Source organism: Kitasatospora putterlickiae, assembly GCF_039527695.1.
Lineage (GTDB): Bacteria > Actinomycetota > Actinomycetes > Streptomycetales > Streptomycetaceae > Kitasatospora > Kitasatospora putterlickiae.
This window is the reverse complement of the sequence record NZ_BAAAKJ010000248.1, coordinates 1-2,385: the sequence shown is the minus strand read 5'-3', so window position 1 is coordinate 2,385 and position 2,385 is coordinate 1. Positions and strand designations below refer to the sequence as shown.

Genomic DNA, 2,385 nt, shown 5'->3' with positions numbered 1-2,385 from the left:
CGGCGATCCGGCGGCCGTCGCCGCGCTGCTCGAACGGGTCGACCGGGAGCTGCCGCCGCTGCGCGGCGTGGTGCACGCGGCCGGTCTGCTGGACGACGCGACGGTGCTGAATCTGACGCCGGAGCAGCTGCACCGGGTGCTGGCGCCCAAGGTGGACGGCGCGGTCAACCTGGACGCGGTGACCGCTGACGACCCGCTGGACTTCTTCCTGCTGTTCTCCTCGGCGGCGGCGCTGTTCGGCAACGCCGGGCAGGCGGCCTACGCGTCGGGCAACGCCTTCCTGGACGCGCTGGCGGTGGACCGGCGCCGGCGCGGGCGGCCCGCGCTGAGTGTGCAGTGGGGGCCGTTCAACGACGTCGGTCTGGCCGCCGCGGAGGACAACCGCGGCGCCCGGTTGGCGGAGCGCGGCATGGCCGGGTTCTCCACCGGGGAGGCCTGGCGGGCGCTGGAGGGCTTCCTGGGCGGTGACGAGCAGGTGGTCGCCTATGTGCCGATCGATCTGCGGCAGTACCTGGAGGCGTACCCGGACGCCGTGACGCTGGAGAGCTGGAGCGCGCTGCGCGAGCTGGCCCGGCACGGGGGCGGCGGCGGCAGCGCGGGCGCGGCCTTCCTCGCCGGGCTGCGGGCCGCGCCCGAGGAGCGGTGGCCGGAGCTGCTGGAGGCCAAGGTGCGGGAGCTGGCGGGCCGGGTGCTGCGGCTGGACAGCGGGGCGGTCGACCGGGACACCCCGTTCAAGGCCCTCGGACTGGACTCGCTGATGGGCCTGGAGCTGCGCAACCGGCTGGAGGCGGCGTTTGGGCTGCGGCTGTCGCCGACCCTGCTGTGGACGTACGGCACGCCCCGGGCGCTGTCCGCCGTGCTGGCGGAGCGGCTGCTCGGCGAGCGGCCGGACGAGGGCGCCGAGGCGGCCACGGACGGCGAGGGCTGAGCGCGATGACGGAGCAACGGACCACCACCGCGCCCACGCCGCTGACCAGGGCGCTGGACACCGTGCGCAAACTGCGGGCGCAGCTGGACGCCGCGAGCGGCACCGGCCCGCTGGCCGTGGTCGGCATCGGCCTGCGGCTGCCGGGCGGCATCGCCGACCTGGACGGCTACTGGACCGCGCTGGCCGGGGGCCGGGACCTGGTCGGCCCGCTGCCGGCCGGACGGCGCGGACCGTTCGCCGCCGAGTGGGAGCGGCTGCCGCACACCGGCGGCTTCCTGGACGAGGTGATGGACTTCGACGCGGAGTTCTTCGGCATGGGGGCCGAGGAGGCGCGCGGGACCGACCCGCAGCAGCGGCTGCTGCTGGAGGTGGCCTGGGAGGCCCTGGAGAACGCGGCGCTCCCGCCGGACCGGCTGGACGCGGCCCGCACCGGGCTGTTCGTCGGGATCACCGGGCAGGAGTACTGGGACTGGCACCAGGGCGAGTTGGACACCCACTGGGCGGGCGGCAACGGCCACTGCTTCACGGTCGGCCGGGTCGCGTACGCGCTGGGGCTGGCCGGGCCGGCGATCACGGTGGACACCGCCTGCTCGTCCTCGCTGGTCTCGGTGCACCTGGCGCGGCAGGCGCTGGCCCGCCGGGAGTGCGACGTGGCGCTGGCCGGCGGGGTGAACCTGGTGCTGTCGCCGCGCGCCACCCGGCTGCACCAACTGGCGGGCACGCTGTCACCGGACGGGCGGTGCAGCCCGTTCGACGCCCGGGCGAACGGCTTCACCCGGGGCGAGGGCTGCGGCGTGCTGGTGCTCAAGCGGCTGGAGGACGCCCGGCGCGACGGCGACCGGGTGCACGCGGTGGTGAACGGCTCGGCGGTGAACCAGACCGGCCGCTCGACCGGCTTCACGGCGCCCAACGTGCTGTCGGAGGTGGCGCTGACCGAGGCGGTGCTGGCGGACGCCGGGCTCGCCCCGGCCGACATCGGCCTGGTGGAGGCGCACGGGACGGGCACCTCGCTCGGGGACACCATCGAGATGGAGGCGATCGCCGCCGCGCTGGGCCGCCGCAACGGCGGGGCGGAGCTGGCGGTCGGCTCGGTCAAGGCCAATCTGGGGCACCCGGAGTCCGCCGCCGGGGTGATCGGGCTGGTCAAAGCAGTGCTGTGCCTGCGCCGGCGCGAGGTGCCGCCGCTGGCCCACTTCACCACCCTCAACCCGCTGATCGACCTGGACGGCACCGGGATCACCCTGCCGACGGCGCTGCGGCCGTGGCCGGCGCGCGCCGGACGGCACGCGCTGGTCAGCGCCTTCGGCATGGGCGGCACCAACGCCCAGGTGGTCGTCGGCGCGGCCGGGGACGAGGACGCGGGCGCCGCCCCGGCGGGGCCGGTCGACGGCTTCGAGCTGTCCGCCCGCACCCCGCAGGCGCTGCGCGCGCTGGCCGACGCGCTGCACGGACGGCTG

The 2,385-nt window shown here is 76.5% G+C and carries 2 protein-coding genes; both read left to right on the top strand.

Features of this window, described 5'->3' with window-relative positions; translation table 11 throughout:
- Positions 1 to 928: beta-ketoacyl reductase (locus tag ABD308_RS25020; RefSeq protein ID WP_344338815.1), on the top strand; the 928-nt coding region annotated here is incomplete at its 5' end.
- Between the two features lie 5 nt (positions 929 to 933).
- The coding region (locus ABD308_RS25015) for a beta-ketoacyl [acyl carrier protein] synthase domain-containing protein (protein WP_344338814.1) at positions 934 to 2,385 on the top strand (1,452 nt) is incomplete at its 3' end.